Annotated in this window: 13 protein-coding genes and 1 tRNA gene; 10 read left to right on the top strand and 4 right to left on the bottom strand. The window is 60.2% G+C overall.

Annotation, left to right across the window (positions count from 1 at the left end):
- Genes E9954_RS16260 through E9954_RS16250 form a run of 3 tightly spaced genes read left to right on the top strand, consistent with a single transcriptional unit; the run spans position 1 to position 954 of the window.
- The gene (locus E9954_RS16260; protein WP_136080362.1) at positions 1 to 222 is read left to right on the top strand and encodes a hypothetical protein; all 222 of its coding nucleotides are present in this window, start codon (positions 1 to 3) and stop codon (positions 220 to 222) included.
- Between the two features lie 4 nt (positions 223 to 226).
- A complete protein-coding gene (locus E9954_RS16255; RefSeq protein WP_136080361.1) occupies positions 227 to 529 on the top strand; it encodes a hypothetical protein in 303 nt (100 codons plus the stop codon).
- Complete coding sequence (locus E9954_RS16250) at positions 529 to 954, top strand: hypothetical protein (protein WP_136080360.1); 426 nt, start codon at positions 529 to 531, stop codon at positions 952 to 954. Before E9954_RS16255 ends, E9954_RS16250 begins: the two co-directional genes overlap by 1 nt.
- Positions 955 to 978: 24 nt before the next feature.
- On the opposite strand, the gene E9954_RS16245 is transcribed toward E9954_RS16250, so the two are convergent.
- Together E9954_RS16245 and E9954_RS16240 are read right to left on the bottom strand one after the other, a co-directional pair.
- Positions 979 to 2,052 carry a tyrosine-type recombinase/integrase gene (locus E9954_RS16245; protein ID WP_136080359.1) on the bottom strand — a complete coding sequence of 358 codons (1,074 nt, stop codon included), beginning with the start codon at positions 2,050 to 2,052 and terminating at the stop codon, positions 979 to 981.
- 105 nt (positions 2,053 to 2,157) lie between these two features.
- Positions 2,158 to 2,246: transfer RNA gene (locus tag E9954_RS16240), tRNA-Leu, on the bottom strand.
- A 265-nt stretch (positions 2,247 to 2,511) separates the two neighbouring features.
- On the opposite strand from E9954_RS16240, the gene E9954_RS16235 reads away from it, so the two are divergent.
- Positions 2,512 to 5,346 carry a hypothetical protein gene (locus E9954_RS16235; protein ID WP_136080358.1) on the top strand — a complete coding sequence of 945 codons (2,835 nt, stop codon included), beginning with the start codon at positions 2,512 to 2,514 and terminating at the stop codon, positions 5,344 to 5,346.
- A gap of 55 nt (positions 5,347 to 5,401) precedes the next feature.
- On the opposite strand, the gene E9954_RS16230 is transcribed toward E9954_RS16235, so the two are convergent.
- The gene (locus E9954_RS16230) at positions 5,402 to 7,288 is read right to left on the bottom strand and encodes a DEAD/DEAH box helicase (RefSeq protein ID WP_168442329.1); all 1,887 of its coding nucleotides are present in this window, start codon (positions 7,286 to 7,288) and stop codon (positions 5,402 to 5,404) included.
- 134 nt (positions 7,289 to 7,422) lie between these two features.
- Positions 7,423 to 8,619, bottom strand: a complete 1,197-nt coding sequence (locus tag E9954_RS16225; RefSeq protein WP_136080356.1) for a cofactor-independent phosphoglycerate mutase — start codon at positions 8,617 to 8,619, stop codon at positions 7,423 to 7,425.
- A gap of 217 nt (positions 8,620 to 8,836) precedes the next feature.
- Between E9954_RS16225 and E9954_RS16220 the strand changes: the two genes are divergently transcribed.
- From E9954_RS16220 to E9954_RS16195, 6 genes are all read left to right on the top strand, one after another.
- Positions 8,837 to 9,319, top strand: a complete 483-nt coding sequence (locus E9954_RS16220; RefSeq protein ID WP_168442328.1) for a DUF2760 domain-containing protein — start codon at positions 8,837 to 8,839, stop codon at positions 9,317 to 9,319.
- A gap of 133 nt (positions 9,320 to 9,452) precedes the next feature.
- Positions 9,453 to 11,201, top strand: coding sequence for an Hsp70 family protein (locus tag E9954_RS16215; protein WP_136080354.1), 1,749 nt, complete (start codon positions 9,453 to 9,455; stop codon positions 11,199 to 11,201).
- A gap of 151 nt (positions 11,202 to 11,352) precedes the next feature.
- Positions 11,353 to 14,079, top strand: coding sequence for a hsp70 family protein (locus E9954_RS16210; protein ID WP_136080353.1), 2,727 nt, complete (start codon positions 11,353 to 11,355; stop codon positions 14,077 to 14,079).
- Between the two features lie 69 nt (positions 14,080 to 14,148).
- A complete protein-coding gene (gene speA / locus E9954_RS16205) occupies positions 14,149 to 16,053 on the top strand; it encodes a biosynthetic arginine decarboxylase (RefSeq protein ID WP_136080352.1) in 1,905 nt (634 codons plus the stop codon).
- A gap of 77 nt (positions 16,054 to 16,130) precedes the next feature.
- Positions 16,131 to 17,273 carry a trans-sulfuration enzyme family protein gene (locus E9954_RS16200; protein ID WP_136080351.1) on the top strand — a complete coding sequence of 381 codons (1,143 nt, stop codon included), beginning with the start codon at positions 16,131 to 16,133 and terminating at the stop codon, positions 17,271 to 17,273.
- Positions 17,274 to 17,278: 5 nt separating this feature from the next.
- Positions 17,279 to 18,748, top strand: coding sequence for a PLP-dependent transferase (locus E9954_RS16195; RefSeq protein ID WP_136080350.1), 1,470 nt, complete (start codon positions 17,279 to 17,281; stop codon positions 18,746 to 18,748).
- The last annotated feature ends 6 nt before the right edge of the window (positions 18,749 to 18,754 follow it).

Below are 18,754 nucleotides of genomic sequence, written 5' to 3'. Positions count from 1 at the left end.
ATGACGATTGCGGAAGTAGTGGCGGTAATTGGGGGAAGTGTGGCGGCGGCGTCGGCGATCATCACCTGCAATGCGTTCGTGGTTCGTTTGGTGGTACGCACCGAAGTGCAGACGGCGGTGATCAAGACAAAGGACGAGATACAGAAGGCCATCTCCGACCATGCCGAGCACTGCCCGGCGCTGAATAGCATTTTGAAGCAAACATTGGACAAGCGGGGCTGAAGGCATGGATTCCGCAAAGCACATTCACGAGATGGTGGCCGAGGCGGATCGTCGGACGGAGCTCGTGGCAAACACGGAGGAACACGGAATGATTGAAAACACAATTAGAGTCACCCTCTCGAAAATCATGGCGTTTGTTGTGGTTGGCATGGCGTTCGGGCTGGATCTGGCCATCATGTTCAAAGCCGGTTCCGAGGTGTTCGAAGCCAAGACCTTTCTAGGTAGCCTGATCACGGTAACCGTGCTGGTCACCGGAAAGCAGGCGCTCGACACCATTCGGCAGAAAATCGATAAAGGCGGCGCGTGATGCCGTGGGAACTCATTGCGGGCGTCGGCTCCGGCATTATCGGTTTCCTGATGAAGGGTCAGGCAAACCAGCAAGCCAACACGTTCAAGCTTGCCGAGCAGGCCATGAAGGCCAATAGCCATGCCTCCGGGTTGGCCGATGCGGCGGCGAAGCGGTCGAGCCCTTGGATACGCAAGTTCGCCGCCGTTATGATTCTTACGATTGGCTTCGGTGGTCTTTTGCTGGTGGCGTTCTTTTCCGAAATCCCGGTTTCAATCGTTGAACATGTCCCACAAAAATCGCTCCTCTGGGGTTTGATCAAGTGGGGCAAGGAATCCGAGGTAATCACCGCCGAAGGCTTTGTGTTGCCGCAATGGTTCGGCTACACGATAAACGTGGTGGTCGGCTTCCTTTTTGGCACGGGCGCGGCGAAGCCAGCGCGGTAGGGGCATTCCCTGCGGGTTCCCGTTTTATTCCAGCGCGTCAATCGCTTCCTGCATCTGGCTGAAATCATGGTTGTAGAGCTCGGCGGTTTCCTCATTCGTCCAGCCGGCAATCTTCATGGCAACATCCGCCGGCACCTTCGCTGCGGCCATCATGGTGCGGAAGGTATGCCGCCAGCAATGAAACGTGATGTGTGCGCCTTCCCGATCAATATCGATGGGGTTCATGATGTCTTCCATAAAGCCGCTTTCCGATCGATCGTTCTCCAGGTAGCGCGCCGCCAACGTCGGGAAAACATATTCCCCCGACCGATCCAGCATGTTAAGCTCCTTCGACACATTGACATGGATCGGGATTAGTGCACGGATTCCATGCTTTTTCGTTTTGGCCGGCGTGATGTCGATATGCTTCTGTGTGACCTGATCCCATTTTAGCTGGGCAAGGTCTTTCAACCGGGCGCCCGAATACTTCGACACGGTACAGATCGCCAACCAATCCTTTCCAACCTCGCAACACCGCGCAAAGATTGCCGCCTGCTCCGCATCGGTGAACGGCCTGCCGTGGACGCTGTCACTCTCGCTCATCTTGCCATGCAACCCGAATGGATTTTCATTGATATTCGCCCGCACCTGGATCGCCTTGAATACCGTTTTGAGATTACCGATCCGGTTGTTGTGCGTCTTGCCCTTGCCGCCCTTTTCCTCCAGCAACCAATCCGAAAATTCAAACGCCTGTTGCGGCGTAATCTGATGAAGCTCCTTGGTTGCCGGATACTTTCCGGTCAGCCAATCCGAAAGCTTCCGGCACAGGCTTTCACGCTGCCGCATCGTGTGCGGCCCGACTGTTGGCTTTGTCTTCAAATAGGTGGCCCATAGATCGCCCACAATAACGCCGGGAACCTGGTTCCAGCCCATAAGCGAGTCAATGGCTTCATACAGCCGATCCCTCGCCATATTGCCGTTCATGGCGGTTTTAATCATGGCTTCCATCGCCAGTGCAGTTTCACGGCAATCGGTGCCAGCCGGCAGGTACTTCCGCGGCTTCCCAGCGCCCCGGTAGATTGAGATCCAATATTTATCACCACGTTTATAAATAGCCATGAATCCTTATATATCGGCTATATCGGGAAATGTCAAGCGTAGGCAAAACGTAGACACCCCAAAACACAAAAAAAGCCGCTTTCCAAAAGAAAAACGGCATAAAAATGGTGCTCGGGGTGGGATTCGAACCCACACGGGATTTAACTCCCACAAGGCCCTCAACCTTGCGTGTCTACCAATTTCACCACCCGAGCGTTACTGTGAAATAAGGTGGTGGAACATACCTATGCCGGGATGGGGGTGCAAGCGGGAAAGTTCAAAAAATTACACCGCCTGATACAGGCTGGGATGAACCGCAAATGGTCGTCGATGGCCCCGAACGAGCCGCGTGTCGTCTCCACCCAATCCCACGCCCCATTTGTTATTGGAATTGCAGGTTTTCGGTGGGTTCGACTTTCAAACACAGGATTGAGGCGGTATGGTTTCCAGTCTGGATAGGATTGAAAGGGATGGAGTGGCATGAAAGTGAAGAAGGCGATCAAGATTTTCCTGGGTGCGCTCGGAGCAGTGCTGCTGGCCATAGTCCTCGTACTGCTCTTCTGGCTGGGGCCGACCCTCAAGCTGGTGGTGCAAAAGATCGGACCGACGGCGCTGGGAACCGATGTCCGCCTCGAAAAGCTTTCCATTAATCCGCGCAAGGGCACGATCCACCTCGCGGGGTTCACGATCGCCAACCCGGAAGATTTCGGCCAGTCGAACGCGGTATCGCTGGCCAGCCTGGACATCGCCATCGACATGGGCTCCATTTTCACCGAAACGGTGGTGGTGCACCGGGTGCAGATCAACAGCCCCCACTTCATCTATGAACAAAGCTCCGCCTCGGACAACATTCAAGAGTTCATTCTAAGCATCCAGGAATTCGTCGGTTACGACCCTGCCGCACCACCTCCTCCGCCGGATCCGAAAAAAGAGGCGAAAGCAAAGAGAAAAGCCGAGAAGAAGGCCCAGAAGAACAAGGGGGAAGAACCCAGGATCGTCGTGGTCGAATCGCTCGTCATCAACGATGTGCAGTTCCATCTGGCCAACACAGACGATGAAGAGCTCGACCTCAGCATGGGCTTCGAACAGCTTTCGGTGAGCATGACCAATGGCACGGTACAGCTCGGCAACTTTTTCGTCAGCAACCCCGGTCGTCTTGAAACGCCCAACCTGCTCTCCCTCGAACAACTTGAAATCCTGCTCGAACCAGGCTCCGTCTATTCCAGCAATATCACCATCCATGCCGTCAACATCAGCAAGCCGCATGCGTTTGTGGAACATAATCCCGAGACCGACACCCTGAACGAATTCCTGAAGATCGCCTCGGGCTTGGTTGCCAAAATTCCGACCAACGCACCGAAGACCTCGGCAACCAACGGGATCGCAGCCGCAAAAGCGGAGCCAACAGAACCACCTCCCCCGCCGCCGGAAGTCATTCTCGAATCGATAACGATCGACGACGTGCAGGTCCACGTGGTCAACATCGGCGATCCTCAGTTGAGCGTGCACCTGGGGCTGGAGCAACTGGCAGTTGCCCTGGAAGAGGGCACCATCAGCCTGGACAACCTCTTTTTCACCAACCCGAAACGCCTGGCAACCCCTAACGTGTTTTCACTGGAGGGCATCAAGGTCAAGCTGGCACCGGAATCGCTCAAGGCCGACACACTGGTGATTGAAGATCTACAAGTGGTCAAGCCATATGCATTCCTCGAACTGAACAAGGAAGCCAACACGGTCGGTGAATTCATGAAAATTGCCAATGGCTTCATCGAGCGGCTTCCAACCTACCCCGTCCCCGAGCTTCCCCAGCCCGCACCGGAAACAGAACCGGAACCCGTCAAGGAAGAACCTGCAAGTGCCGATGCCCCGGCCCCCATCGAGCTGCATAACCTGCTGATCGACGACATCCAGGTAAAACTCCTCGACACCACCCCGACCAACAACATTCCCGATGAACCGCACATGCTCGCCGGGATCGGAGCCATCTCGGTTAAACTCGTCGAGGGGAACGTGCAGTTCAAGGGAATCACGGTGCCCAACGTACCGGGCTTCCTGGCCACCAACTTGGTTCACCTGGCCAACATCGATATCCAGATTGACCCCGCGTCGTTGTTTACCGACCAAACGGTAATCGACCTCATTCTCATTGACACCCCAACGGTCAACCTCGAGCAGACCGAGGAGAGCGGCAACGTGGCCATGCTCCAAACACAACTCATGCAATTTGTGCCGGAAACCGATGAACGTGCAACTGCGGCGGCTGAAGCCCCCCCAGCCCAAACCGCTGCAACCGAACAAAAGCCCGATCCCATCCCGCTCGCAGAACAACCGGTTGTGCTCCATCAGCTCATTATTACCAACCTGGCCGTCAACCTGAAATTCCCCCCCGGAACGAACACTGCGGACGAAGCGCGGTTCGGCATGGCTCTGGGCAAGCTTAACCCAATGGACAAGGTTTCCCTGGGCAAGTTCAACCCAATGGACAAGGTTTCCCTAGGCAAGTTCAATCCGCTATCCGGCAAAGACACCGAAGAAGCGGAAGCCGATCCGGACGCCCCCATGACCCTGGTCGCGTTCAACCACCTCTCGCTCGAGCCGCTTAAAGGCGTGCTATACATCGACGGGCTTCGCGTATCCAACCCTCCCGACTTTTCGCGCCGCAACCTGCTTCAGCTGGAAACGTTCCGAATCGACATGGATCCCGACACCATCCAATCCGACATACTGCTGATCGAGGACATCCTCCTGACCAAACCGCGGGTGCGCTATGAACGGCATATCCTCAAGGACAACGTCAAAACGCTCAAGGAAGAGATCGAGCAGGCAACCATGCGCCGCGGCGAATACATGAAAGACCAGGGGGCCGACACCGTGGTCGAAGCCATTGAAGAAGCCTCCGGCGAAGAGACGGAGGACAAAGAACAGAAAGTCATCATTGAGCGCGTGGTGATCGACGGTTGCATTGTATACGCCAAACTGTCCGCCCTACCCGCCATTCCGGTGCCCGTACCGATCCCTGAACTGAAAGACATCGGGAAAGAAAAAGGTGGCGCGAGCGCAACGGAAGCTTCGACCCAAATCTTCGACTCCTTCTATGAAGAAATGATCAACGCCGTGGGCAACACAACCGGCTTTGCCGGGGACGCCCTCAAAGGGATTGGTTCCCTGGGAATGAATACGCTCGACTCCGTGGCCGGCGGCGCCACCAATGTATGGGGAGGGGCCAGGAAAACCAAGCAAGAGACCGAGGAAAAGGTTCCCGGGAAAAGAAAGAAAACGCGCGGCCCCCCTGGTCGAAGAAGTAGCCTGAGATAGAAAACAAAAAGCCCCGCTCGATGGCGGGGCTTTTCGGTTTTGGCAACGATCCGGTTTAGCGGGAGGAGCGGTTCCCGCCGCTTCTGTGCTGGCCACCGCCGCCGCTGTGCCGGCGTTGTCCGCCGCCATGGGCGCTGCGGGCTCCGTGGCGACCGGCCCCCTGCCCGCCCGTCGCACGCGGGCGCCGCTTGCGCGGCGGAGCGGGCGGAAGTTCTTCGAGCAGCTCTTCCGTGGGCATCAGGCATTTGAGATCCATGCCCAGCAGCTCCTCGATCTTCGGCAGCTCGAACGATTCCATTTCGCAGGCGAAGGTAATCGACTGCCCCAGCGCCCCGGCGCGGCCGGTACGCCCAATACGGTGCACATAGTCGTCCGGGTTTTCCGGAATGTTGAAGTTCACCACATGGCTCAATCCATCAACGTGGATGCCGCGCCCCGCAACGTCGGTGGCAACCAGCACCTTCACCTTGCCCGCCTTGAAATCTTCAAGGATACGCATGCGCTTTTTCTGGGTAACGGCGCCGGAAAGCATCTCGCACTTGTGGCCGTAGCGGTCGAGGTCTTCGGAAAGGCGCTCGGCCTGGTCGCGACGGTTCGTGAAGATGATGATCCGCTCGGGCGCATCGTTCTTGATGATATTGTAGAGCAGCTGGAACTTTTGGTCGTCGGTCACAATGAAGACCTTCTGGTCAACCGTATCAACGGCCACCTGCTCCGGCTCGATATCGATCCGTTCGGGATCCACCATCCAGGCCGCCGCGAGGCGCATCACATCGTCGGAGAGCGTGGCGCTGAAGAGCACGGTCTGGCGCTTTTCCTTCGCCGGCGTCTTGTAGATGATGCGGCGGACGTCAGGGATGAAGCCCATATCGAGCATGCGGTCGGCCTCGTCGATCACCATGATTTCGGTGAAGCCGAGCTTGATGACGTTCTTCTGTGCAAAATCGAGCAGGCGGCCCGGCGTGGCGACAACGATGTCGATCTGGTCGTCCTCCAACTCGCGCTGTTGCTTGTTGTAGTCCATGCCGCCGTAAAGCACGACGGTGCGCAGGCCGGTGAACTTGTTCAGCCCATCGGAATCCACCGCGATCTGCATGGCCAGCTCGCGGGTCGGTGCAATGATGAGCGCGCGCGGGCATCCGATGCTTTGTTTCGGCAACGGATTGTTGAGGCAGTGGTTGATGATCGAGATCAGGAAGGCGGCGGTCTTGCCGGTGCCGGTCTGGGCGCGGCCCGCCATATCGCGGCCCTTGAGCGTGCCGGGAAGGATTTCGCCCTGGATCGGCGTGGCATACTTCCAGCCCAACTCGTAGATGCTGTGCAGCAGGCGCGGATGAAGATCCAGATCGTGGAAACGGATCTTTCCTTCCTCGGGCTCGACGGAAAACTCGGCGGGATCCCACGGAACCTCGACCGCGCGAGGCTTCGGTTCCTGCTTCGGCAACGGCTGGAACTGGTTTTCCTCGCGGGGTTCGCGCTCCTTGCGTTCGCGGGGCTTGCGCTCGCGCTTTTCGCCCTCCTGGCGGGGTTCGCGCTTCTTGCGCGGCGGCCGTTCGGAAACGCCGTGCTTTTCGGCCCAACGTTGCTTCAGACGCTTTTCATATGCAATGCGCCGATCTTCCTCCTCGGGACGGAACTCCGTCATGCGCTCCTGCTCCTCGGCGGAAAGCTGGAAGGGCGGAGCCTCCTTTTTCTCCGGTTTCCTTTCGCGCGGCGGGCGGTCCGGGCCACCTTGCGGCTTCTTTTTGACCGGCCCCTCCCCTTGCGGTTTGCGGCGCTTCGCGGCGGTCTTTTTCTGTCCGGGCCGCCACTCTTCCTGATGGGGTTTAACCGGGGTGGTGTTCTTGCCCGAGGACGACTCGTTCTTTTGTTTCGCGGCTTCCTTCTTTTTCGGCTCGTCCTTCTTGCCGAACACGGAAGCGATTTTCTTGATTAAGCTCAATTTCCAGTCCTTTCGCATCCGAACGGGCTGGAAGAATGGATTATCGGATTCGTCTTTGTTCTAAAATGGGTGGTTCAGTGCCTCCTGCGGCAGTGTTAAAAAATCCGTGTGTCCAAAAATCCATTCTTCCATCATCAATCGGATGACGTGTTTAGTATTTCCTGTATCCAGTCGCAGGCCATGCACTGTGCATCTCCGGCGTTGACATACTCGTCGAACGCAGCCTGCGCGTCTTGCTCTCCCACCGGTCCTTTCATGACCGACATGGGAACGGGCTCCGGGGTATGCCCCTTGAGGGCGACCGGCGTGCGGTGATCCGTGCACAGCATCAGCGTATATGCCTCGCCGCGTTCCTCCAACCATTGGAAGACCGGCTTGCATACCTTCGCATCGAACTCCTCGATCGCGAAGGTCTTCTTCTGTGCGTCACCCATGTGCCCGCATTCATCCGGCGCTTCGATATGGACGAAGACAAAGTCTTCCCGTTCCAATATCTCGAGCGCCGCTTCCACTTTGCCCTGGTAGTTCGTATCCAGGAAGCCGGTCGCACCTTCAACGTCGGGCGCTTCCAAACCGGCCAGTTTTGCAATGCCCTTCAAAAGGTCGACCGCGGAAATCACTCCACCGCCCAGACCATAGAGGGCCTTGTAGGTTTCCAGCTGCATGGCACGTCCCTGCCCCCACAGCCAGATTTGCGTTGCGGGCTTTTTTCCTTCCGCAATACGCTTTTGGTTAACCGGATGATCCGCGAACACCGCTTTCGATAGTTCCATTAGTTCGCGGATTTCATCCTGCCGATCCCCTGCCGGAAGGTTTCCTTCCACCGGCTTGTCCGAGATCTCATGCGGCGGCAAGCATTCGCACGTCGCCGGCCCGCCATCCCAAACCAGGATATGGCGGTATTGCACGCCGGGATGGAAGGTCAACCCTTCACGCCCCAGCGTTTCCTGAAGCGAGCGCACCAGCGCCTGCCCCTCTTCCGTGGTAATGTGCCCGGCGGAATAATCATCCATGATCCCGTCTTCGGTCACCGTCACCAGGTTGCAGCGGAACGCCACATCCTGCGCGGTCATCGGAATCTCCGCCCCGGCGGCCTCGATCGGTGCGCGGCCCGTATAGTTTTTCGCCGCGTCATATCCGAGCAAGGCCAGGTTGGCCACATCGCTTCCCGGAGGCATGCCTTCGGGAACCGTCTGCACCATGCGGGTCTCGCCCAGCGCCGCGAATTTGCGGATCATCGGGCAGTCTGCCGCTTGCAGCGGTGTTTTGTCGCCTAGCGCTTCAACGGGGTAGTCGCCCATCCCGTCTCCAACCAAAACCACGTACTTCATCGAAAATTCTCCAAACAATTGCGCGGGAATGTCTCCGAAATACCCTCAAAAGGCAATGCTTTACCGCATCTAATTCCCCCTCCCAAAATCCGGAAACACCCCGGATTCCGAACATAAAACGCAACGTTACGCTTTACATCGCGAAAGGATTGCCTACCGTGGCGACTTCCCGGCACACGCAGTGCCCATGAATATTTTTTTCTGGAGACTATTAGACATGAACAAACTCGGACTGGCCTTCAAGGCCTTCTTCGCCACATTGAAATCCGGCGCCCCGGCGGTGGAAACACCCAAAGTGGTCGCGCCTGCGACCCAACCGGCGCGCAGCGAGGCGCTGACCCTGCTCGCCGCCCTGCAGCGCGAGGCGCGCCTCGTCGATTTCCTGATGGAGCCGCTCGACGGCTACACCGACCAGCAGGTCGCCGCCGCCGTGCGCGACATCCAGGCCGACAGCCGCAAGGTGCTCGAACGCCTCTTCGCGCTCAAGCCGCTACGCACTGAAGACGAAGGCTCGAAAATCACCGTGCCCGCCGGGTTCGATGCCGCCGCCTTCAAACTGACCGGCAACGTGGCCGGCGAAGCCCCCTACTCCGGCGAGCTGATGCATCCGGGCTGGACAGCCACCAAACTCGACCTGCCCGTCTGGCAGGGCTCCGACGACTCCGCCAAAATCGTCGCCCCCGCCGAAGTCGAACTGTAACTTTTTAACCGCAAAAGAACGCAAGGAACGCAAAACACACAGAACCTTTTCTTTGCGTTCTCTGCGTTCCTTCGCGGTTAATAAATAATCATTCTTAATAGCCATTCCGCATTTGCGGAGGAGGACTACCTACATGAACTCGAAATATGCCATTGGAATCGACCTTGGAACCACCAACTCGGCGCTGGCCTACCGCAGCCTCGAAAACGACGACGCGCCGGTCGAATGCCTCGCCATTCCCCAGCTGGTGGACGAAACCACCGAAGAAGGACGCACCACCCTGCCGTCCTTCCTGCATATCGGCACCGAAAAAGGAACTTGGAACGTCGGCGAATGGGCGCGGCGCCGCGCCGCCGAAGCGCCCGGCCGCACCGTCGCCGCCGCCAAATCGTGGCTTTGCCACAGCCGCGTCGACCGCCACGAAGCCATCCTGCCATGGGGCGCCCCGGCCGACGTTGAAAAATGCTCGCCGGTCGAAGCCTCGAAGCGCTACCTCCAGCATCTCGCCGGCGCATGGAACAAACAATTCCCGGACGCGCCGTTTGCCGAACAGCAAATCGTGCTCACCGTACCCGCCTCGTTCGACGCCTCCGCCCGCGAGCTAACCAGCCTCGCCGCCAAGGAGGCCGCCCTGCCCGAACACTTCATCCTGCTCGAAGAGCCGCAGTCGGCCGTCTATGCCTGGCTCGCCCAGGTCGGCAACGACTGGCGCAAGCAACTCGGCAAGGACGATACCCTGCTCGTCTGCGACGTCGGCGGCGGCACCACCGACTTTACCCTCGTGCGGGTGGAAGACGAAGACGGCGATCTGGTCCTGCGCCGCGTCGCGGTCGGCAACCATATCCTGGTGGGCGGCGACAACATGGACTTGTTCACCGCGCACATGGCCCAGCAGGCCTTCGCCGAACAGGGCGTGCAGGTCGATGCCTGGCAATCGACCGCCCTATGGCACGCCTGCCGCCAGGCCAAGGAAAACCTGCTCGATCCCGCCGGCGCGGAAACGCACCCGGTCACCGTGCTTGGTCGCGGCCGCAAGGTGATCGGCGGAAACATTTCGGTCGATCTCAACCGCCGGCAGATTTCCGACGCGCTGCTCGAAGGCTTTTTCCCGACCTGCGGGCTGGACGACCGCCCGCGGCGCGCGCAGCTTTCGGGCTTCCGCGAACTCGGCCTCCCCTACGAGCACGACACCGCCATCACCCGCCACCTCGCGGCCTTCCTCGGCATGCACGCCGAAGGCGGTGCATCGGTTCGCCCGACGCACGTGCTGTTCAACGGCGGCGTTTTCAAATCCGAAATCTTCAAGAACCGCCTGATGGAACTGATGGGCTCGTGGTTCGGCCAAGCGCCGCAGCTGCTCGACGGCAACGAAGACCTCGACCATGCCGTGGCCACCGGCGGCGCGTTCTATGCGGCGGCCAAACACAGCGGCGGCGTCCGCATCCGCGGCGGCACGGCGCGCGCCTACTATCTCGGCATCGAAACCGCCGGCCTCGCCATCCCCGGCGCGCCGCGCCCGCTCCATGCGTTCTGCGTGGTGCCCGCCGGCATGGAGGAAGGCTCCGAGCTGCAAGTCCCCGGCGATTCGTTCGGGCTCGTGACCGGCGAGCCCGCCCACTTCCGCGTACTCAGCTCCGCCGTCCGCAAGCAGGACCAACCCGGCGATATGCTCGCCTCGTGGAGCGAAGAGGAGCTGCAGGAAACCGACTCGCTCGAGGCAGAGCTCCCCGCCGCAGAAGGCGTCGAGGACGGCGGCGGCTACATTCCCGTGCGCTTCGAATCGCGTGTCACCGAACTCGGCATCTTCGAGCTTTGGTGCGTCAGCACCATCACCGACCACCGCTGGAAACTCGAATTCAGCGTCCGCGACGAGCAGGAATAATTAGAGGAGGAACCACGAAAACGGCAAGGCGAACGAATTATTTAACCGCAAAAGAACGCATAGAACGCAAAAACCGAGCAGTTGAAATCTTTGCGTTCCTTGCGTTCTTTCGCGGTCAATCCCCCTCCCGTTTATCCGTGGTTAACAAATCATGATTACTGATTCGGAAGCACGGTTTGTTGTGGGGATCGATTTGGGGACGACCAACTCGGCGGTTGCCTACATCGACATGCGGCAGGAAGATTCTGTTGCCGCCGTTTTCCCGGTGCCGCAGCTGGTGGCGCCGGGCACGGTGGAGGCGCGCGATTCGCTGCCGTCGTTCCACTACGAGCCGGCCAAGGGCGAATTCGAAAACGAGGAGCACCCGATCGTGGGCGTGCTGGCGCGCGACCATGGCGCGGCGGTGCCGGGACGGCTGGCGGTTTCGGCCAAATCGTGGCTGAGCCACGGTGGGGTCGACCGCAAGGCGGAGCTGCTGCCGTGGCACGGCGCGGACGACGTAAAGAAACTGTCGCCCTGCGAAGCGAGCCGCCGCTACCTCGAACATATTCGCCGCGCGTGGGACCATGCCCGCCCCGACGCACCGCTCGCCGAGCAGGATGTGGTGCTGACCGTGCCGGCCTCGTTCGACGAAGTGGCGCGCGAGTTAACCGTCGAGGCCGCACGCAACGCCGGCCTGCCCAAGCTCTGCCTGCTTGAAGAACCGCAGGCGGCCTTCTATGCCTGGATGCGCGAACATCGCGAGGCCGACGGCATGCAGGCCGGGCAATCCATCCTGGTGTGCGACATCGGCGGCGGCACCACCGACCTGACCCTGATCGAAACCGAAGAGGGCAAGCACGGCGAACTCGCCTACCGCCGGATTGCGGTGGGCGAACATTTGCTGCTCGGCGGCGACAACCTCGACCTGGCGCTGGCGCACCACGCGGAACAAAAGCTCGGCGGCGGAAAGCTGGCCCCCGCCGTCTGGAGCGTGCTGGTCCGGCGTTGCCAGCAGGCGAAGGAAATACTGCTCGGCACCGATGCGCCGGAGAGCTATTCCATCCAGCTGCCTGCGCGCGGGCGTAGCGTGGTGGGCGGAAGCCGGGGGGTTGAACTGGAACGCGCGGAGGCCTTGCGCCTGCTGGTCGAGGGGTTCCTTCCGCAGGTTGCGGCCAACGAAAAACCGAGCGTCCGGCAATCCGGCTTCCAGGAGTTCGGCCTGCCGTATGCGCCGGACGCCGCGATTACGCGCTACCTGACGGCCTTCCTTGCGGAGCACGGGGACGTGCGCCCGGACCATATTCTTTTCAACGGCGGTTTCTTTGAATCGGCGGTGCTGCGCGAACGCCTGCTGGAGGTGCTGGAAAAGGCGCTCGACTGGAAACCGCAAGTGCTGCGGGCCGACCGGCTGGACTTGGCCGTGGCCTGCGGCGCGGCGGAATATGGCCGCGTGCGCCGCGGCCAAGGCACGCGCATCACCGGCGGCCTGGCGCGCACCTACTATCTCGGCATCGGGGTGGATCATGGCGAGCCTTCGGCGGTCTGCCTGTTGCCGGCCGGGCTCGAGGAGGGCGAAACCGTCCAACTGCAAAAACGCACCTTCAAGCTCCGTATCCGCAAGCCGGTCGAATTCCCGCTCTATACGTCCGGAACCCGCACCACCGACCAACCGGGCGACCTGCTGCCGATCGACGAAGCAACCATGCGCCCGATGCCTTCGATCAAGACCGTCATCAATACCGGAAAGAAAAAAAAGGCGGACACGGTTGCCGTGCAGCTTCATGCGCGACTGACCGAGATCGGAACGATCGAGGTGTGGCTGGCCGAAAAGGACGGCAACCGCGAATGGCGGCTGCAGTTCGATGCGCGCGCCGCCACGCAAACGGAGCGCGCGGTGGAGGAAGACACCGCCAACCGCGCGGGTGTGATGGACGAATCGATGGCCGCTTCGAGCGCGGGCGTCATTAAATCCGTGCTGGGGCCGGGGCGCACGGCCGATCCCAACGGACTGCTAAGCCAACTCGAAGCGAATACCGGGCTGGAGCGCAGCGCATGGCCGCCCGCCCTGCTGCGCCGGTGGTTCGAGGAGGTGCTGCCGCTGGCGGATTGCCGGAAAGCCAGCCCGGCGCTGGAGGCGCGCTGGCTCAACCTGCTGGGCTATGCCCTGCGCCCGGGCTATGGCTTTGCCGCCGACGACTGGCGCGTGGCGAATGCGTGGCGGATCAAGCAGGATGCCGTGGCGAACCATCGCAACGAAATGTGCCGCGCGGAATGGTGGATCCTATGGCGGCGCATGGCCGGCGGACTGACCGAACACCAGCAGCTGGAACTGGCCAATCCGTTGATCAAGCAGTGGAGCAGCCGCATCCTCAAACCCGCCGGGCAAAAGCCGGCCAAGCTAAGCAATTTCCAGTTCGGCGATCACGAGAGCGCGGAGGTGTGGCGCCTGCTCGGTTCGCTGGAGCGCTTGCCGGCCTCCAAGAAAACAATGCTGGGCGAACTGTTGCTGACCTGGCTGGAGCGCAAGGGGGCGTCCATCTCGAACGGAGCCGCGGTCTGGGCGCTCGGCCGCATCGGCGCACGCGTCCCCAACCATGGCCCGCTGAACACGGTCGTCCCGGCGGATACGGCGGAAAACTGGGCCGGGCGGTTGATGAAGTTGCACGGGAAAAAGAAGGAGGTGGCCTTTGCCCTGATGCACCTTGCGCGCCATACGGGCGACCGCTACCGCGACGTGTCGGACGACACCCGCACCGACATCGTGACCTGGCTGAACGAACACGGTGCCTCCGGCCGTTTGACCACCCTCGTGCGCTCCGGCGGGTTGCTGGATGCCGAAGAGCAGGACCAGGCCTTCGGCGAGGCGCTCCCGCCGGGATTGCACCTGGCGGGCTGATGGCTTTTTGCCTCTTTTTTTATCATAATTATCTTCCAAAACAGACGGCATACCCCTATATCGACGCTCTTGAAAACGGATTCTACAACGTGGTCGACCGAGGAGTCGGCGGATATCTACGGCATCAAGAACTGGGGCGCGGATTATTTCAGCGTGTCCGATGCCGGCGAAGTGATCGTGCACCCGCACGGCAACGGCATCGGCGTGAGCCTGCGCAAGATTGTCGACGGGCTGACCGACCGCGGGCTCGACATGCCGGTGCTGCTGCGTTTTTCCGACATCCTCGACTCGCGCATCAAGTTGTTGCACGAGGGCTTCGGCCGGGCAATCAAGGATTTTGAATATCAGGGCCACTACCGCGGCGTCTACCCTATCAAGGTCAACCAGCAGCAGCAGGTGCTGGAGGAGATCACCGAATTCGGTGCCCGCTACCACCACGGCCTGGAGGCCGGCAGCAAGCCGGAGCTGATTGCCGCCCTCTCCTACATGCACGACCCCGAGGCCTATCTGATCTGCAACGGCTACAAGGACGAGGAGTTCGTCGAGCTCGGGCTCTATGCCTGCAAGATGGGACTCCAGTGCATCTTCGTGGTGGAGACCCCCTCGGAACTCGAGCTGATCATCGACCGCTCCAAGACGCTGGATATTGCCCCGAACATCGGCGTGCGGCTGAAGCTCTCCACCCAGGCGTCCGGCCACTGGAACCACTCCGGCGGCGAGCGCAGTGTGTTCGGGCTCAACCCCTCGCAGGTGTGCGACCTGGTCGACCGCCTGAAGGAAGTCGACATGCTCGACTGCCTGCAGCTGCTGCACTACCACGTCGGCTCCCAGATCCCCAACATCCGCGACATCCGCGAAGCGGTGGTGGAAGCCTGCCGGGTATACATCGGCCTCGTGAACGAAGGCGCACCCATGGGCATCCTCGACCTCGGCGGCGGCCTGGCGGTGGACTACGACGGGTCGCACGGCGACACCGAGGCCAGCCGCAACTACAACCTCGACGAATACTGCGTGGCCATCGTGGAAAACCTCGCGAGCACCCTGGCGGAATCCGAAGTTCCCCACCCCGACATCGTCACCGAATCCGGCCGCGCCACTGTGGCGTACTATTCCGTCCTGCTTTTCAACATTCTCGACGAAAGCCGTTTCGAGATCAGCGACCTGCCCACCGAACTACCCGAAAACGCCCATGAGTTGCTGCACAACCTGATGGCCGTGGTGAAGGTGGTCAGCCTCCGCAACGCGCAGGAATGCTTCCACGACGCCTTCTACTACCGCGACGAGATCCACGAACGCTTCAAACGCGGCACCATGACCCTGCGCGACCGCGCGCTGGCCGGAAGCATTTTTTGGCACATCATAACCCGCGTGGCGAAGCTGACCGAACAGATGGACTACATCCCCAACGAGCTGCGCAAACTTCCCGCCATGCTGGCCGATATCTACTACGGCAACTTCAGCCTCTTCCAATCGTTGCCCGATGTCTGGGCCATCGACCAACTCTTCCCGGTCATGCCGATCCACCGCCTCGATGAAAAACCGACCCGCGAAGTGGTGGTGGCGGACATCACCTGCGATTGCGATGGAAAGATCGACCGCTTCGTCGGCCAGCACACCACGCGCGACTCGCTGCCGCTGCACAACCTGACGGACGAGGAATACTACCTCGGCGTTTTCCTCGTGGGTGCCTACCAGGAAACCCTCGGCGACCTGCACAACCTGCTTGGCGACACCAACGTGATTACGGTAGAGGTCGACCGCGAAGGACACCTGAACTATTCCCGCGAGCTCGAAGGCGATTCCGTCGCCGATGTCCTCTCCTATGTGGAATACGACCCCAAGAACATGATCCGCCGCATCCGCAAGCTGGCCGAAACCGCCGTTCGCAACGACGCCATCTCCGCCAAGGATCGCCGCCACATCATGGACGCGTTCGAAAGCGGCATGCGCGGCTACACCTATTTCGAACGCTAAGCTGGGTTTGACGTTTCTCGTCCGACGCGCTACGTTTCCCGATCAATTGCCGAAAAGATGATCGGAACAATTCTGTTATGAAGTTTGATACAGCAGCCATCCACGTTGGGCAGGAGCCGGACCAGGAAACCGGCGCGGTGATTCCGCCGGTCTACCTGACCTCCACCTTTGCCCAGCTCGAGCCCGGGCAGACCCGGGGCTATGACTACACCCGCTCGGGCAACCCGGCCTTCGACCGCCTCGGCGCCACCCTCGCGCATCTCGAACAGGCTGAATACGCCACGGTCTTCGGCAGCGGCATGGGGGCCGTCACCGCCGTTATTTCCACCCTCTCCTCGGGCGACCACGTCGTGGCGGAGGAAAACATCTACGGCTGCACCTACCGCATCTACGACAAGGTCTTTAAAAAGTTCGGCGTAACGATCAGCTATGTCGACCTGAGCAACCCGGCCAACCATGCCGAAATCGAAAAGCAGAAGCCGGCCCTGGTGTGGATCGAATCACCCACCAACCCGTTGCTGAAGATCATCGATATCGAAGCCGTCGCGAAAGCCGCGCACGACGCCGGCACGGAACTACTGGTCGACAACACCTTTGCCTCTCCCTATTTCCAGAACCCGCTCGCGCTGGGAGCTGACATCAGCTTGTCGAGCACCACGAAATATATCAACGGGCACTCCGACTGCCTTGGCGGCGTGGTCTGCACCAACTCCGCAGCGTGGAACGAAAAGATGGTCTTTGCCCAGAAGGCGATCGGCCTGAATCCATCGCCGTTCGACTGCTGGCTGATCTCGCGCGGCCTCAAGACGCTTTCGGTGCGCATGAAACAACACGCCGAAAACGCACTGAAGGTTTCCGAATTCCTCGAAGGGCTGGACTGCACCCAAACCGTGCGCTACCCCTTCCTGCCCTCGCACCCGCAATTCGAACTGGCCAAGAAACAGATGCGCGGCGGAAGCGGCATCGTGACCGCGGTCTTCAACCTTCCCTTCGAATCGGTCGTGAAACTGATCTCCAACCTCAAGCTGTTTTCGCTGGCCGAAAGCCTCGGCGGCATCGAATCGCTCATCTGCCATCCGGCCTCCATGACCCATGCCTCGATCCCCAAGGCCGAACGCGAAGCCGTCGGCATCACCGACGGCCTTGTGCGCTTCTCCGTTGGCATTGAAGACGCCGGGGACTTGATCGAAGACCTCCAAACCTCGCTGGACAACGTGTAGAAGCCATGCCGCAAGAAACCCTACGCAACCACCCACTCTGGCGGGCCGAGGATTTGGGCAAACCCATCCCGGACACCAAACACGCCATCTCCATGTGCCTGCCCCGCTGGCAGGATGTGGTTGGCTACGAGGAGAAGGATCCGGCCACCATGGAAAAGCTGAAGCTCGGCTATCCGCGCTTTTTCTACCACCCCCTGGTCGAGCAGGCGTTCGACCAATTCCGCAACGAAGGGGAGCACGTCCAGATCTATGCAACGCACAAGGCGGCGGTGCGTTGCCGCGAATATCTGCTGCACCACCATCCGTATGCAAAAATCGAGTTGCGCGACAACCTGGTTTCCTACCCGGCAGCGTGCGCCGACGATGCAAAGGACTACTGGCAGCATGCCGGCGAAGGCATCTCATCCCGTTGCGCCGAAGCCCTGCTGAACCAGGAACCGCTCCCGGATGCTTCCACGGCACGCAACGAGATCATCGACCGGTTGGCCGAGTTTACGGGTGCGCACAAGGACGACATCTATCTCTTTTCATGCGGCATGTCCGCCATCAACGCCGCCTTCCTTGCCGTCCAACAGATCCATCCCGGCCGACCAACGGTTCAATATGCATTCCCCTACGGCGACACGCTGAAGTTGCAGAATAAAATGGGCCACAAGCCCGCACTCTTCTATGCGCGCGGCGATGCCGAAGATCTCCAAGCTCTGGAAACCGCCCTTCATTCCACGGCGGTCGGCGGCCTGTTCTGCGAGTTCCCGACCAATCCCCTGCTGACCTGCATTGATCTCATCAAACTACGGGAACTGGCGAACCAGCACGGTTTCCCGATCATCATCGATGAAACCCTCGGCGCATGCATCAACCAGAACACCTTGCCCCTTTCCGACGTTTCGGCCATCAGCCTCACCAAGTTTTTCTCCGGCACCAGCGATGTAATGGGCGGCGCCCTGATCATTAATCCGGAAGCTCCGTTCGCCAAACGCTTCAAGGCGGCACTCGAAGCCATCCACGAACCGGAAGCCTTCCATCCATCCGATGCCATCCAACTGGCCGAGGAGTCCCGTTGCTGCCGGGAGCGCGTGGAACAAATCAACCGGAACGCGCTCGCCGTGTGTGAGTTCCTGAATGCCCACCCGGCCGTCGAGTCGGTTTATTATCCGGCCTTCACGGACCAGGAAATGTATGACCGCTTCCGCCGCCCCGACGGCGGCTACGGCGGGTTGTTTTCCTTCGTGCTCAAGGAGGCCGAAAAACACACCGAAGCCTTCTACGATGCGCTCGAAATCACCAAAGGCCCCAACCTCGGCACCAGCTTCAGTCTCTGTTGCCCCTTCACCTTGATCGCGCACTACAACGAGCTCGAATGGGCCGAAACCGCCGGGGCCTCCCGCCACCTCATCCGCATCTCCGTCGGCCTGGAATCCAGCGAAGAACTGATCGCCCGCCTAACCCGCGCCCTCCCCAAAGCGTCTAATTAAAACTCA

The organism is Pontiella desulfatans, from assembly GCF_900890425.1.
GTDB classification, from domain to species: domain Bacteria; phylum Verrucomicrobiota; class Kiritimatiellia; order Kiritimatiellales; family Pontiellaceae; genus Pontiella; species Pontiella desulfatans.
This window is presented reverse-complemented; position numbering and strand designations above follow the sequence as displayed.

What these genes read in the sequence shown, in the direction of transcription:
- E9954_RS16260 (WP_136080362.1), top strand. Translation starts at nt 1, where the DNA reads ATGACGATTGCGGAAGTAGTGGCGGTAATTGGGGGAAGTGTGGCGGCG.
- E9954_RS16255 (WP_136080361.1), top strand. Translation starts at nt 227, where the DNA reads ATGGATTCCGCAAAGCACATTCACGAGATGGTGGCCGAGGCGGATCGT.
- E9954_RS16250 (WP_136080360.1), top strand. Translation starts at nt 529, where the DNA reads ATGCCGTGGGAACTCATTGCGGGCGTCGGCTCCGGCATTATCGGTTTC.
- E9954_RS16245 (WP_136080359.1), bottom strand. Translation starts at nt 2,052, where the DNA reads ATGGCTATTTATAAACGTGGTGATAAATATTGGATCTCAATCTACCGG.
- E9954_RS16235 (WP_136080358.1), top strand. Translation starts at nt 2,512, where the DNA reads ATGAAAGTGAAGAAGGCGATCAAGATTTTCCTGGGTGCGCTCGGAGCA.
- E9954_RS16225 (WP_136080356.1), bottom strand. Translation starts at nt 8,619, where the DNA reads ATGAAGTACGTGGTTTTGGTTGGAGACGGGATGGGCGACTACCCCGTT.
- E9954_RS16220 (WP_168442328.1), top strand. Translation starts at nt 8,837, where the DNA reads ATGAACAAACTCGGACTGGCCTTCAAGGCCTTCTTCGCCACATTGAAA.
- E9954_RS16215 (WP_136080354.1), top strand. Translation starts at nt 9,453, where the DNA reads ATGAACTCGAAATATGCCATTGGAATCGACCTTGGAACCACCAACTCG.
- E9954_RS16210 (WP_136080353.1), top strand. Translation starts at nt 11,353, where the DNA reads ATGATTACTGATTCGGAAGCACGGTTTGTTGTGGGGATCGATTTGGGG.
- E9954_RS16200 (WP_136080351.1), top strand. Translation starts at nt 16,131, where the DNA reads ATGAAGTTTGATACAGCAGCCATCCACGTTGGGCAGGAGCCGGACCAG.
- E9954_RS16195 (WP_136080350.1), top strand. Translation starts at nt 17,279, where the DNA reads ATGCCGCAAGAAACCCTACGCAACCACCCACTCTGGCGGGCCGAGGAT.